The organism is Aeromonas sp. SG16 (genome assembly GCF_024436135.1).
In the GTDB taxonomy this organism is placed as follows: Bacteria; Pseudomonadota; Gammaproteobacteria; order Enterobacterales; family Aeromonadaceae; genus Aeromonas; species Aeromonas jandaei.
The window spans coordinates 315,111-328,449 of sequence record NZ_JANFNW010000002.1 but is presented as its reverse complement, the minus strand read 5'-3'; the positions used below and the strand labels follow the sequence as shown (position 1 = coordinate 328,449).

At 60.3% G+C, this 13,339-nt stretch carries 11 protein-coding genes and 1 riboswitch; of the genes, 5 read left to right on the top strand and 6 right to left on the bottom strand.

The window, feature by feature from the left end; genetic code table 11:
• The first annotated feature begins 78 nt into the window (after positions 1-78).
• Complete coding sequence (locus tag NOM67_RS08625; RefSeq protein WP_255935898.1) at positions 79-900, top strand: alpha/beta fold hydrolase; 822 nt, start codon at positions 79-81, stop codon at positions 898-900.
• A 68-nt stretch (positions 901-968) separates the two neighbouring features.
• On the opposite strand, the gene NOM67_RS08620 is transcribed toward NOM67_RS08625, so the two are convergent.
• Complete coding sequence (locus NOM67_RS08620) at positions 969-2,663, bottom strand: NAD-dependent malic enzyme (protein WP_041208193.1); 1,695 nt, start codon at positions 2,661-2,663, stop codon at positions 969-971.
• A 69-nt stretch (positions 2,664-2,732) separates the two neighbouring features.
• Positions 2,733-3,590: a helix-turn-helix transcriptional regulator gene (locus NOM67_RS08615; RefSeq protein WP_255935895.1), complete on the bottom strand. Its 858-nt coding sequence runs from the start codon at positions 3,588-3,590 to the stop codon at positions 2,733-2,735.
• A gap of 120 nt (positions 3,591-3,710) precedes the next feature.
• Here NOM67_RS08615 and NOM67_RS08610 point away from each other — a divergent pair, with 120 nt between their 5' ends.
• Both NOM67_RS08610 and NOM67_RS08605 read left to right on the top strand, forming a co-directional pair.
• Positions 3,711-5,090, top strand: a complete 1,380-nt coding sequence (locus tag NOM67_RS08610) for an MATE family efflux transporter (RefSeq protein WP_005338381.1) — start codon at positions 3,711-3,713, stop codon at positions 5,088-5,090.
• Positions 5,091-5,213: 123 nt separating this feature from the next.
• Complete coding sequence (locus NOM67_RS08605) at positions 5,214-5,462, top strand: YciN family protein (RefSeq protein WP_005338382.1); 249 nt, start codon at positions 5,214-5,216, stop codon at positions 5,460-5,462.
• 33 nt (positions 5,463-5,495) lie between these two features.
• On the opposite strand, the gene NOM67_RS08600 is transcribed toward NOM67_RS08605, so the two are convergent.
• Complete coding sequence (locus tag NOM67_RS08600; RefSeq protein WP_255935866.1) at positions 5,496-6,617, bottom strand: diguanylate cyclase; 1,122 nt, start codon at positions 6,615-6,617, stop codon at positions 5,496-5,498.
• A gap of 248 nt (positions 6,618-6,865) precedes the next feature.
• Here NOM67_RS08600 and NOM67_RS08595 point away from each other — a divergent pair, with 248 nt between their 5' ends.
• Positions 6,866-8,263 carry a nucleobase:cation symporter-2 family protein gene (locus NOM67_RS08595; protein WP_255935864.1) on the top strand — a complete coding sequence of 466 codons (1,398 nt, stop codon included), beginning with the start codon at positions 6,866-6,868 and terminating at the stop codon, positions 8,261-8,263.
• A gap of 78 nt (positions 8,264-8,341) precedes the next feature.
• On the opposite strand, the gene NOM67_RS08590 is transcribed toward NOM67_RS08595, so the two are convergent.
• Positions 8,342-9,718, bottom strand: coding sequence for a sodium:alanine symporter family protein (locus NOM67_RS08590; protein WP_255935862.1), 1,377 nt, complete (start codon positions 9,716-9,718; stop codon positions 8,342-8,344).
• A gap of 107 nt (positions 9,719-9,825) precedes the next feature.
• Positions 9,826-9,936, bottom strand: a riboswitch (glycine riboswitch).
• A 507-nt stretch (positions 9,937-10,443) separates the two neighbouring features.
• On the opposite strand from NOM67_RS08590, the gene NOM67_RS08585 reads away from it, so the two are divergent.
• Positions 10,444-11,595, top strand: a complete 1,152-nt coding sequence (locus NOM67_RS08585; protein ID WP_185227522.1) for a type III PLP-dependent enzyme — start codon at positions 10,444-10,446, stop codon at positions 11,593-11,595.
• A 70-nt stretch (positions 11,596-11,665) separates the two neighbouring features.
• Here NOM67_RS08585 and NOM67_RS08580 read toward each other — a convergent pair whose 3' ends face one another.
• Positions 11,666-12,634 carry a calcium/sodium antiporter gene (locus NOM67_RS08580; protein WP_255935859.1) on the bottom strand — a complete coding sequence of 323 codons (969 nt, stop codon included), beginning with the start codon at positions 12,632-12,634 and terminating at the stop codon, positions 11,666-11,668.
• A gap of 125 nt (positions 12,635-12,759) precedes the next feature.
• Positions 12,760-13,233: a peroxiredoxin gene (locus tag NOM67_RS08575; protein ID WP_255935857.1), complete on the bottom strand. Its 474-nt coding sequence runs from the start codon at positions 13,231-13,233 to the stop codon at positions 12,760-12,762.
• Positions 13,234-13,339: the final 106 nt, after the last annotated feature.

Genomic DNA, 13,339 nt, shown 5'->3' with positions numbered 1-13,339 from the left:
TCAAACCAGCTTGCCGTCGTTGCCTTGCCAGCATAAAGGCTGCACTCCCGACCGGTTCAAATCATAGATAAATTCACAATGCATGACGTGCGTTATACCCCCTCCCGCATTCGCATGAGATGCGTCTCGCGCTCGGCAGGCAAATACAACTGGCTGCTGCTTCCAGGTGGTCCGGGGCTCGGCTCGGAAAGCCTGCAGATGCTGGCAGAGCAGCTGACGGTCAACGGCACAGTCTGGCTAATTGATCTGCCCGGCGATGGCAGCAATACCGACATGATCGATCATACGACTGCGTACGAGCGCTGGCCGGATGTACTCATAGAAGCCGCCGATGCACTTCCCAACCCCGTTTTCATTGGTCATTCAACCGGTGGCATGTATCTGCTCTCGGTATCTGAACTGGCTACGCGGCTGGCTGGGCTGGTGTTGATAAGCTCGGCCCCCTCTGCTCGCTGGCAGGCCGACTTTGCAAGCATGTGTGAACAGCACCCCTTGCCCGAGAGCGAGACTGCCGCGCACGCTTTTTCCCGCGAACCAAATGTCGCGACCCTCAGGGCGCTCGTCATGGCAAGTGCTCCCTGGAACTTTTCGACGCACACATTGGCCATGGGGCGGGCCATGCTGGCGAGCCTCCCCTTCAACCTTGCGGCCATGAGCTGGTCGGCAGACCACTTTGATGAAACGTACGAGGCCCGCTGGTGGCCAGCGACTATCCCGGTGCTTATTATTTCCGGTGGTGATGATCGAGTAATCGCTCAGCAGCAGTGGCAGGATCCCCGCTATCAGGGGGATAACGTTCGACAGGTAACCATCCCCAACGCAGGCCATTTCCCTTGGTATGAAGCACCAGATGAGGTCATGGAAGCAATCATTCAGTTCGAGCACTCACTATCGCAATAACTCACCGGATGCAAAAAGGGATGCCTGGGCATCCCTTTGTTTTTATAGCTATTTAGCGCTGAGCTGTATCAGAAGGAGGTGCGGCGGTAGCGGCGATACTCCGGATGCCAGAAGTTCGCTTCGATGGCCTGATCGATCACCTCGTCCGGGGTCTGCACCGCCTTGCCCTGCAGCATGGCGGTCTTGGCCACCATCTTGGCGATGTAGCGGGAGACCTGATGGATATCCGCCAGATCCGGCAGCAGGGAGCCCTCCTCCCCTTTCACCAGCGGCGAGCACTCCGCCAGCGCACGGCTGGCCGACATCAGCATGGCATCGGTCACCCGGGTGGCGCCAGAGGCGATGACGCCAAGGCCGATCCCCGGGAAGATGAAGGAGTTGTTGCACTGGGCGATGACGTAGCGCTTGCCCTTGTACTCCACCGGTGCAAACGGGCTGCCGGTTGCCACCAGCGCCTGACCGTCGGTCCAGCGGATGAGGTCTGCCGGCGTCGCCTCGACCCGGGAGGTGGGGTTGGAGAGCGGGAAGATGATGGGACGGGCACAGTGCTTGTGCATGGTCTTGACCACCTCTTCGGTGAACAGCCCCGGCTGGCCGGAGACCCCGATCAAAATGTCCGGGCGACCGTGCTCCATTACCTCCAGCAGGGAGATATTGTCCCCCACCGGCCAGTCGGCAATGCGCTCCACCGGCTGGGAGAGGCGGCGCTGGAAATCGAGCTGGTTGGGGATCTTGTCGGTGATAAGACCGAAGCGGTCCACCATAAAGACCCGGCTGCGTGCCTGCGCATCGGTCAGCCCTTCGGCCTTCATCTGCGCCACGATCTGCTCGGCGATGCCGCAGCCGGCGCTGCCTGCGCCGAGGAAGGCAACCCGCTTCTCGGAAAGCTTGGCGCCGGAGGCCTTGCAGGCGGCGATCAGGCTGCCCAGGGTCACGGCAGCAGTACCCTGAATATCGTCGTTGAAGCAGCAAAGCTCGTTCTTGTAGCGGTTGAGCAGCGGCATGGCATTGTTTTGGGCGAAGTCCTCGAACTGCAGCAGGATATCGGGCCAGCGGCGCTTGACCGCCTGAATGAAGGCATCGACGAACTCGGCATACTCTTCACCGGAGATGCGCGGATTGCGCCAGCCCATGTAGAAGGGGTCGTTCAGCAACTGCTGGTTGTTGGTGCCCACATCCAGCACCACCGGCAGGCAGTAGGCGGGCGAGATGCCGCCACATGCGGTGTAAAGCGACAGCTTGCCGATGGGAATGCCCATGCCGCCGATGCCCTGATCGCCGAGGCCCAGGATCCGCTCGCCGTCAGTCACCACGATCACCTTGACGTTCTGCTTGGTGGCATTTTGCAGCATGTCATCGATCCTCTCCTTATCCGGATAGGAGATGAACAAGCCACGGGCGCGGCGATAGATGTTGGAGAACTCCTCGCACGCCTTGCCGACGGTCGGGGTGTAGATGATGGGCAGCATCTCGGTCAGGTGGTTGTGCAGCAGCCGGTAGAACAGTGTCTCGTTGGTGTCCTGGATGTTGCGCAGGTAGATGTGCTTGTCCATGTCGTTGCCAAACGCCATGAACTGGCGATAGGCACGCTCGGCCTGCTCCTCGATGGTCTCGATATTCTGGGGCAGCAGCCCCTCGAGGTTGAAGTTGCTGCGCTCTTCGCTGGTGAAGGCGCTCCCCTTGTTGAGCAGCGGGGTCTCCAGCAGGGCGGGACCGGCGTAGGGAATGTAGAGAGGACGTTTCTGGTTATTATCTTCAAACATGGATCTTGATACCTAAACGGTTAGCTAGACGCAGGAACCCGCCGATCCTAGGGGCTTGTGTCATTAATTTCAAAGAGTTTGCATATCCGTTGCAAAAGGTTTGCGACCGAGTCGACGAAATGTCCCCGGGGTCTGACCAGTCAGGCGTCGAAACGAGTTGGCAAAGTTGGCGCCATCGCTATAACCGACCCGGGCGGCCAGCTCGCTGAGCGGCCAGTTGGTGTAGAGCAGCAACTGGCGTGCCTTGTTCATTCTGAGCTCGGTCACCCTTGCCATCGGCCCCATGCCAAAGTGCTGCTGACAGAGGCGGTGCAGATGGGGCACCGAGCAGGCCATCTGGTCGGCGAGCTGGGCCACACTCCAGGGCTCGTCGAGACGCGCCTCCACCCGGCGAAACAGCGCCTGCAGGCGCAGCTCCGGCGTGCCACGCACTTCCCCTTGCAGGGTGCGCTCCAGCAGTGCCAGCAGCAGAGTGAGCAACTGGGGCTGGAGCGGGGAACGAACCCCTTCGAGCTGGATCAGGCTGAGCAGATGATGCAGCTGATCACCGCCATCCCCCAGCCAGATACGATGACCAAGCCGGTGTAGATGCTGCCAGCGCGGCACGTCATCGAGCAAAATCCAGCTCATCTGCCACTGCTCCCCCACCAGCTTGAGGCCACCGGGCACGGCGGCGGGCAAAAAGATGAGCGAACCGTTCGGGACAGGCTGCTCGCCCCGGTCGGTGAGCAGCGCCCCCCCCTCGCTGTGGCTCGCCATCAGAATGTGAAACTCGGGCCGATTGCGTCGAATGAGGTAGTGCTCCCGAATGGTCGAGAGGCCGGTCAGAAAGATACCGGCCTCGCCGAGCAGCGGCAGCCCTTCGCGCCCCAGCATTCGCTCATCGCAGGAGGGCGCTATCTCCAGACACTCGCTGACAAAGGGCATAACACCTCAACAGGATAGTTTCACACAATAAACCCGAGAGAGCCTCACAGTGAAGCCACTCGCAACTCCCCCTATCATACCCATGACAAACCTTGCTTTTCTCATACCCGGTTAACACTAATGAATTATTGGCAAGCGATTTTAAAACAAACCACCGATCGCGAGTTCATGACCCGATTGTGGCGGCTGGCCCTGCCGGTTTCGCTGCAATCCATGATGTTCTCCCTGCTTGGTCTCATCGACATCATGATGGTGAGCCAGCTTGGCACCACGGCTGTGGCGGCGGTCGGCTTGGGTAACCGGGTCTTCTTCTTCAATCTGCTGGTGATAGCGGGCCTCGCGGGCGGGGTCTCGGTATTGGCAGCACAATACTTCGGGCGCGGGGAGATGGCCGGGGTACGCCGCTCCCTGGCGCTGGCAATAGTGGGCGCCCTGCTGGTCACCCTACCCTTTGCCTTCATCTATGTGTTATCACCGGGCAGCGTACTGGGTTTTGCCAGTCAGGATCCGGCGCTGCGGGCTCTGGCGGATCAATTCTTGATGATCACCGGCGCCACCATCCTCTGTACCGCCATCGTAGTGCCGCTGGAATCAGCCCTGCGCTCGGTCGGCAATGCCGCCGCGCCAACCCGCATCGGCATTATCGCCATCATCGCCAACGTCATCCTCAACTACGCCCTCATCTTCGGTCACTTCGGCTTCGAGGCGATGGGGGTCGCCGGTTCGGCCTGGGGCACCACCATTTCCCGGCTGCTGCAGACAGCCCTGCTGCTGCTCTACGTAAAGCGTTATGAGGCGCGCCTGATCCCGCGTGCACCAGACTGGCTGGCCGCCTTCAAGCGCAAGGAGGTGGTGCGCTTTACCCTGATCGCCCTGCCGCTGCTGTTCCATGACGGCCTCTGGGCCTTCGGCATGCTGATTTACGGCTTTCTCTATGCCCATCTTGGCACCGATTCGCTGGCCATCATGACCACCCTCGGCACCCTGGAGAGCATCCTTATCTCCCTCTTCTTCGGACTGGCGGTGGCCTGCTCCACCCTGCTCGGCCACCGGCTCGGGGCCGAGGAGTACGAGGTCGCTTGGCAGCACTCCCAGCTGTTCCTGCTGCTGGCACCGATTGGCGCGCTGCTGGTGGGGATCATCGTCTGGCTGCTGCAAGCCAACCTGCTGCAGTGGGTCGGCAACCTGCCCCCCGAGCTGATGACGGAAGCGGGTCAGGTGCTCGGCATCATGTGTCTCGGGATGCTGCTCAAGGTGTTCAACATGGTGGGGATCATCGGAGTGCTGCGCTCTGGCGGTGATGTGAACTACAGCATCTTTATCGACATCGTCGGCATGTGGTGCATCGGCATCCCGCTCGCCTGGGTGGCTGTCACGCTGCTCGGCTGGCCCCTCTCCTGGGTGGTGGCGGTGGTCTTGCTGGAGGAGCTCAGCAAGGTGTTGCTGGTGCAGCGCCGTATTCGCCAACGCTGCTGGTTGAAGAATCTGGTGATCGGATAAACAGCCACAAATCGGGGTCATATCAATGACAGAAAATCCCCGTTTGCAGTATGCTGGGCGCCTCTTCAATCAGAGGCAGGGATCCACGGTTTCCCTGTCCAGTAGTCGTTTAAGGAGACGAGCATGCAACCACAGAAAGAGCTGATCACCGAGACGGCCCTGCTTGAGATGGCCAACAAGATCATCAAGGAGCATGAAGACTTCATCCACGGTATGCGCGCCGATTCGGTGGAGCAGAAGGGGGATATTCTGGTGTTCAAGGGGGAGTATTTCCTGGCCGAAGACGGCACCCCGACCGGCAAGACCATGGCGGTCTTCAACATGTTCAAGCTGCTGGCCCAGCAGCTCTCCGGCAAGTACAAGCTGGCCTGATCTCGCCAGCTCATTGCCAACAGGATGCCGCCCTCAGGCGGCATCTGTTTTTGCGCGGTTTTGCCCCTCGACCACCACGCAGTTGCGTCCCGCCATCTTGGCCTGATAGAGACACTCGTCGGCACGGTTGATCAGAATATCGATGGTGTCATCGGAACGAGCCATGGCAATCCCGATACTTACCGTCACCTCCAGCAATTCGTCCGAAGTGGGGCTCTTCACCAGCCGCGCCTCGACGGCAATGCGCAGCCGCTCGGCCATTTTGCTCGCCAGTGCCGGATCGGCGCAGTTGTGCATCAGGATGGCAAACTCTTCGCCGCCATAGCGCCCCAGCACCATATCAGGCTCAAGCTGCTCCCCCAGGGTGGTAGCCACCTCCTTGAGCACCGCATCCCCCGCCAGATGGCCGTAGATATCGTTGATCCGCTTGAAGCGATCGAGATCCAGCAGCATCACCGCAAAGGGCTTCTTCTTGAGTTGCAGCCGGATTCTGGCCTGCTCCAGCTGCTTCATCAGCAGGCGGCGGTTCATCATGCCGGTCAGCTCGTCGGTGGTGGACTCCCGATAGAGCCGCAGCAGCATATTGAGCTGACCGCACTGCACCCAGCAGCTGGCCAGGGTAAACATGCCAAGCACCCAGATCTGGTTCAGAGTGGCCTGGCTCCAGAGACTCTGTCCCACCAGCAACCAGTACCCCAGCAGCATGGTCACCAGCACCACGCCAGCCAGCTGTAGCCCAAGGGAGAGCGGGATGGGAAAGATGGCAAACAGGGTGATGAGCAGATAGGGGAAGACGGCATAACCGGCCTGCAACTCCTGCTCGCTGCCAAAACTGTGCAGACAGAAGAGGGAGAAGATCATCATCACCATCATCAGGTAGCCGAGCGCCAGCTTCATCCGCTCGCGACGAAAGTGAATAAGGTAAGAGAGGGGGATCAGCGGAGAGAGCGCCAGAGTGCAGAAGATGCGGGCCTGAAACAGCTGCTCGAAATGGGGGGCAGGCAGGGTAATCCAGTCCACCACGGCCCAGGCTGGCAACCCGGCCATCAGCAGACAGGTCAGCAGGCGCAACCGCACCGTCATAAAACCCATACGGGTACGGGTAAAGTCTTCGGAGTGAACCCTCGCACTCCAGAACTCTGACAACTTAAGCATCCAGAGTCTCCACGATTAATTACCGAGGGCTCATTCTACACCTACAAAGTGGTAAAAATGTCATTAGCGAGGGGAATAAAAAGGAGAGGACGATCACACAAACCGACAGATGATAACGACACTGCGCAAACGTTTCAATATGCAGAAAAATAAACCTTTTTTCTCTTCATTAACGCTGGTCATCCCCCTCTCGATCACTACAATAGCGCCCAATTTTTCCCCCCTCCCCCCACACAGTCGAGGTACATATGGAACAGGCAGCAGTCACACGCGCCAATCGAGAGGCACATCCACCCAGGCGAGCCCATAGCGAACTGGTCTATGGCATAGAGGATGTCCCGCCTCTGCCCCAGACGCTGTTCGCCGCCCTGCAGCATATGCTCGCCATGTTTGTCGCCATCATCACCCCCCCTCTCATCATCGCCAATGCCCTCGGCCTCCCTGCCGCCGACACTCGCTATATCGTCTCCATGTCGCTGGTCATGTCCGGCATCGCCTCCTTCATCCAGACCCGCCGCTTCGGCCCCATCGGTTCCGGCCTGCTCTCGGTACAGGGCACCAGCTTCAACTTCCTCGGCCCCATCATCGCCTCCGGTCTCGCCCTCAAGCAGGCAGCCATGCCCACCGACGATCTGCTGGGCACCCTGTTCGGCACCATGCTGGCGGCCGCCCTCACCATAGTGGTGATGAGCCGCTTCCTCCATCTAGTGAAACGGATCATCACCCCGCTGGTGACCGGCATCGTCGTGCTGCTCATCGGCCTGACCCTGATCAAGGTGGGGCTCATCAGCATGGGTGGTGGCTACGGCGCGCTGGCGGACGGCAGCTTCGCCAGCCACACCAACCTCTTCCTCTCCCTGCTGGTGCTCGGCCTTATCGTGTTGCTGCAGCGCAGCCGCAACCCCTGGTTGCGCCTATCCGCCATCATGATCGCCATGCTGGCGGGCTATGCCGTCGCGCTGCTGCTGGGCAAAGTGAGCGCCCCCACCTTCGATGGCCCGCTGGTGATGGTGCCCATTCCGCTCCACTACGGTCTCGGCTTTGACTGGCAGCTGTTCGTACCGCTCGCCATCATCTTCGTGGTGACGGCGCTCGAGGCTATCGGTGACATGACCGCCACCTCGGACATCTCCGGCGAACCGCTGGAAGGGCCTGTCTATATGGAGCGGATCAAGGGCGGCGTGCTGGCCGATGGCGCCAACTCCATGCTGGCAGCGCTCTTCTCCACCTTCCCCATGTCCACCTTCGCCCAGAACAACGGCGTTATTCAGCTGACCGGCGTCGCCAGCCGCCATGTCGGCCTCTTTATCGCAGCCATGCTGGCCCTGCTCGGCCTGTTCCCGGCTGTCGCCAGTCTGGTACAGCAGATCCCCGAACCTGTGCTGGGCGGCGCCACCATCGTCATGTTCGGCACCATTGCCGCCGCGGGTGTGCGCATCATCTCCCGCGAGGAGCTGGATCGCCGCGCCCTGATGATCCTGGCGGTGTCGCTGGCCATGGGCCTCGGGGTAGCGCAGGTGCCGGAAGTGCTACAACACCTGCCTGAACTGGCCAGAAGCGTGCTCTCCTACGGCGTCGCCACCGGCGGCATCACCGCCATCGTGATGAACCTGCTGCTGCCCAAGCGCAACAAACCGCCTCTCTGATCCCGCGACGAACAGAGCGCAATAAAAAAGCCACGACCCGGGTCGTGGCTTTTTCCGTTTAAATAGATTGTTGCAGGATCAGGCGGTCTGCGGTTCCGGCTCGGCTTCGCCATCCTGTTCGCGGCTAAAGTAGGCGCGGGTCTCAGCGATCACCACATGGCGCAGACCGATCAGGCCGATGAGGTTGGGCACCGCCATCAGGCCGTTGACGATGTCGGCCAGCAGCCAAATCATGTCCAGATGCAGGAAGGCACCGCTCGCCACCAGCACCAGATAGATGAGGCGGTAAGGTTTGATCGCCTTCACCCCGAACAGGTACTCGGTGCAGCGCTCGCCGTAGTAGTTCCAGCCAAGGATGGTAGTAAAGGCGAAGAACAGCAGGCCAATGCTCACCAGATACTGGCCGATATGGGCATCAAGCCCCTGGGCAAAGGCCTGACTGGTCATGGCGGCGCCGCTCACATCGCCGCTCCACACCCCGGTCACCACCAGGGTCAGGCCGGTCATGGTGCAGATAATGATGGTGTCGATGAAGGTACCGGTCATGGAGACTAGCCCCTGCTCCACACAGGAGTCTGTCTTGGCCGCCGCCGCCGCGATGGGCGCCGAGCCCAGTCCCGACTCGTTGGAGAAGACCCCGCGCGCCACCCCGGACTGAATTGCCAGCATGATGCTGGCACCGACGAAACCGCCGGTCGCCGCATGGCCGGTGAAGGCACTCTCGATCACCAGCGCGATAGTCTCCGGCAGAGCAGCAGCATTGTTCACCAGCACACCGAGGCAGGCGACGATGTAGAAGATTGCCATGAAGGGCACTACCTTGCTCGACACGCTGGAGATGGACTGGATGCCCCCCAAAGTCACCAGCGCCACGATCAGGGTCAACACCACGGCAGTCGCTTCACGGGGCACCGAGAAGGAGAGGCTCATGGCATCACTGATGGCGTTAACCTGCGGGAAGGTGCCGATGCCGAAGAAGGCGACACCGATGCCAAACAGGGCAAACAGCTTGGCGAGCGGTTTGGAACCGAGCCCCTTCTCCAGATAGTACATGGGGCCGCCCGCCATCTGGCCGTTGGCGTCCTGCTCGCGATATTTGACCGCCAGCAGGCACTCGGCGTACTTGGTCGCCATACCAAACAGCGCTGCCATCCACATCCAGAACAGGGCTCCGGGGCCGCCGAGCTTGATAGCGGTGGCGACCCCGACGATGTTGCCGGTGCCGATCGTTGCCGAAAGTGCAGTACAGAGGGCACCGAAGCTGGAGACATCCCCCTGCTTGCCCTGGCCCTGATCGCGGCCAAAGACCAGACGCAGAGCGAGCGGCAAGCGCACGACCTGAAGCAGACCCAGACGAAGAGTGAGGTAGATACCGGTCCCGACCAGCAGGATCAGCAGGGGTGGCCCCCAGATAAAGCTATCGATGGCGGTTAACGCCGATTGAATTGATGACATGCATCCTCCTTAAGAAACAAAAATTAAGGAGGAGAAGGATGATCTTCCCATAGGTGTCGCGATCGGCCATGGGCGATCGGATGCGGGCCAAGCCCAGGTACAACCATCCCATCCCCTCTGTCCTTTTGCCTGAGAGTTTCCGGCGCCAGATTGCGATGCAATCATGGTGCCTTGCTCCTTCGGCGCCCGATTAAACGGGTCTCTCCAGAGTATCGTCCAGTAGCAGTCCACACCGGTTGCCCGGTACCTGAAAGATTCACTTCTTCGGTGGATGGTTGCCCATCACTCTCCTGCTACCTTCATCCGAACTAATTTGGATTAGGAAGCGGGCATGTTAATCCAAAAAATGTGAGCTGTCTCGCACTTGGAACCCCGCTGCCGCACTTTTTTGTCCTGCGCTCAAACCCTCGCCAACATGTTAAATTTTAGTTAACCATCAACAAGTTAAGCCCGAACGGCAGCGAAACGGTTCGATCAGGAAAGTGGCTGAATTGATAGCAATCCTCTCAATCGTTTCGGCCAGAAAAACTTGCCAACATATCCAATCAAATCGCTTGCACACAGAGTCAATAAGCAGATAATCCGACGCATAACCAAGCACTTTGTCATCAATTTATGCACTGTGTTCGGTTGGTCCCACCGGACCGCTCGCCTGACCCGGCCGTCGCCGGTTCAATCGCATATGGCTTGGGCATATCACGCCCCCTAAGGATGACCAAAAGAGAATGAACGAGACCCTGGTAGCACAAGATTACCGTCAGCTGGTTGAACAATTCGGCTCCCCCCTGCTGCTGCTCGACAAGGCAGCCGTCCGCAAACAGTATCGGGCCCTGGCCGCCGCCCTGCCCGATGTACGATTGCACTATGCACTCAAACCCCTGCCCCACGAGGCGGTGGTCTCTGTCTTGAAGGAAGAGGGGGCCTGTTTCGATCTGGCCACCAATGGCGAAGTGGATCTGGTGCGCAGTCAGGGGGTTCGCCCGGGACGCTGCATTCATACCCATCCCATCAAGCGCGACAGCGATATCCGGTATGCGCTGGAGTTCGGCTGCACCGTGTTTGTCTACGACAACCCGCTGGAGCTGGAGAAGTTCATTCCCTACAAGGACGAAGTGAAACTGCTGCTGCGGGTCAGCTTCCCCAACCCCGAGACCAAGGTCGATCTCTCCAAGAAGTTCGGCTGCACTCCTGAGCAGGCGCTGCCACTGTTGCAACTGGCGCACGCCAAGGGGATCAAGGTGATGGGGCTGTCGTTCCACGTCGGCTCACAAGTGCCTCACGCCCGTCGCCATGTGCAGGCCATCGACGCCTGCCGCGAGATCATGGAGCAGGCCTGGGCGCTCGGCCTCAAACCCTGGGTGCTGGATATCGGCGGTGGCTTCCCGGTCGATTATGAGGGTGGCGAGTTCGATATCGACGGCTTCTGTGCCCCGATCCGCGAGGCGCTGGCCAAGCTGCCCGCCACCGTACAGAAGATTGCCGAACCGGGCCGCTTTATCAGCGCACCGGCCATGACCTCGGTCGCCAGCGTGATGGGCAAGGCCCACCGCGGTGACAAGATCTGGTACTACCTGGATGACGGCCTCTATGGCAGCTACAACGGCCAGCTCTACGACCATGTCACCTATCCGGTGAGTACGCCCTATGCCAGCGGCGAGCTTCACAACTCGGTGCTCTCCGGCCCCACCTGCGACAGCGTGGATGTGATCCGCGAGGGCATCATGCTGCCGGACCTCGAGCTTGGCGAGCTGGTAGTGGGCAAGGTGATGGGCGCCTACACCTGGGCCTCCGCCTCCACTTTCAACTTCTTCCCCAAGGCGAGCATCCTCATTCTGGACAGCAGCCAGAAGGGCCAGAAACTGGTGGCTGTCGCTTAAGGGCCGTCAACCGAATGCAAAGAGGGGAAGCCATGGCTTCCCCTCTTTCGTTGCATCATGCCCGATATGGCTAGACGAACTGGCTACCCAGTAACCAGCCGGTGTAGGCGACGAAGCAGGTGAGCAGCACGCCCCCCTCCAGCCGGTTGATGCGGCCCAGCCCCTTGCGGCCCAGACACATCACCAGCAGCAGCAGGGTCAGCCCCATCATGATGCTCCAGTCGCGGGAGAGCACTTCCGGCGCTACATCGAGCGGGTGAATACCGGACGCAATCCCCACCACAGCCAGGGTGTTGAACAGGTTGGAGCCGAGCACGTTGCCAAGGGCCAGATCGTGCTCATTCTTGCGAATGGCGATAAGGGACGAGGCCAGCTCCGGCAGGGAAGTACCGATAGCGACGATGGTGAGACCAATCACCAGATCGCTGATACCAAGCGCCTGAGCGATGGTCACCGCCCCCCAGACCAACAGGCGGGAAGCGCCGATCAGCAACACCAACCCAACCACCAGCCAGAAGATGGCGCTCTTGAGGGACATCCCCTCACTCGCGATATCCTCTTCGGTCTCTACATCCAGCGCATCTCCCTTGCCATTCATGCCAGCCCAGATGGACCAGCCCATCAGGCCAACAAAGACGACACCCAGAATGGCGGCATCCATCCGGCCAAGATGACCATCCAGCAGCAGGGCACCGGAGAGCAGGGTAATGCCGAGCAGGATCGGGATCTCCTTGCGCACCACCTGAGAGGCGACCGCGATGGGGCTGATAAGCGCCGTCAGACCCAGGATCAGCGCAATATTGGTGATGTTGGAGCCATAGGCGTTGCCAAGGGCCAACCCGGGATTACCCTGAGAGGCTGCCAGCGCCGACACCACCATCTCGGGGGCCGAAGTGCCGAAACCGATGATCACCATGCCGATCAGCAGTGGCGGCATGCCAGCATAACGGGCGGTTGCCGCCGCCCCGTCCACAAACTTGTCAGCACTCCAGACCAGCAGCGCCAGTCCGGCAATCAAGGCAACAAAAGCCAGGGTCATACAGTCTCTATCCCATCGCCAGTAAACAGGAGCGCCAGCAAAAGCTGCTGGCGCCATTGGAAAGTGGCGCCCAGTGTAACGGCGCCGCCTGTCAATTCAAGGGAAAATCAAACAACGATTAATCGCTACAGTCTGCTCAGCAGACTCGCCGCATCGGAGACCTCGAACTTGCCGGGCTCCTCCACAAACAGCTGCTCTACCACGCCATCGTTGGCGATCAACGCAAAGCGCTGGGCACGAACGCCGCCAAAGGCACCGGTATCCTTGGCAAGTCCCAGCGCCTGGGTCCAGCTGCCGTCGCCGTCGGCCAGCATGGTGATGGCCCCGGCGTTTTGGGCATCCTGCCACGCCTTCATCACGAAGGCGTCGTTGACCGACAGACAGCAGAGGGTATCGACCCCCTTCTCCTTGAACTTGTCCGCCAGCACCACGTAACCCGGCAGATGGGCGTTGGAGCAGGTGGGGGTAAAGGCGCCGGGCACAGCAAACAGCACCACCCGCTTGCCGCCAAACAGGCTTTGGGTATCTCGCTGCTGCTTGCCCTCGGCGGTGATGAAGGTGAATTCGCCCGCAGGCAGGGTCTGACCAATCGCGATCATCGTGCTCGTCCTGTAGTTGAGGGGGGATCTGTGGATGAAACGAGCCCCAGTCTACCTCACGCCTGCCATGTGACACAGGCCCCTCTCTGCCGGGGCCATTTGAACT